Source organism: Vibrio sp. 10N.222.49.C9 (genome assembly GCF_041474985.1).
GTDB lineage: Bacteria > Pseudomonadota > Gammaproteobacteria > Enterobacterales > Vibrionaceae > Vibrio > Vibrio crassostreae_C.
In genome coordinates this window covers 1-304 of the sequence record NZ_JBFRVD010001212.1, presented here as the reverse complement: position 1 = coordinate 304, position 304 = coordinate 1, and the positions used below count along the sequence as shown (strand labels likewise).

Sequence of the window (304 nt, the reverse complement as noted above, 5' to 3'; positions counted from 1 at the left end):
GGTGTTAAATCACAACAAAGAGCACAAGAAAAAGTGCAATACGAGCTGGGTGGCAAAGCCGAGCGAATCACAGACTTAGCACGCGCAACCATAGTCGCCAATGATATCTCTAGCCTGATGAATGCCTATGAAGTACTTGAGCGTGAAGCGACGATTGTAAAAGTGAAGAACCGCTTCAAAAAGCCAACCGAGTCTGGTTATCGTGACTTGAATGTCTTAGTGCAACTGCCAAAAACCAACATTATTGCAGAGGTTCAGCTTCACCTTAAAGATATCGCTGATGTGAAAAATGGCTATGAGCATA

1 pseudogene is annotated in these 304 nt (G+C 43.8%); it reads left to right on the top strand.

What is annotated here, in order from left to right:
* Nucleotides 1-304: pseudogene (locus AB4585_RS27615) on the top strand (phosphoribosylglycinamide formyltransferase); the annotation flags it as partial.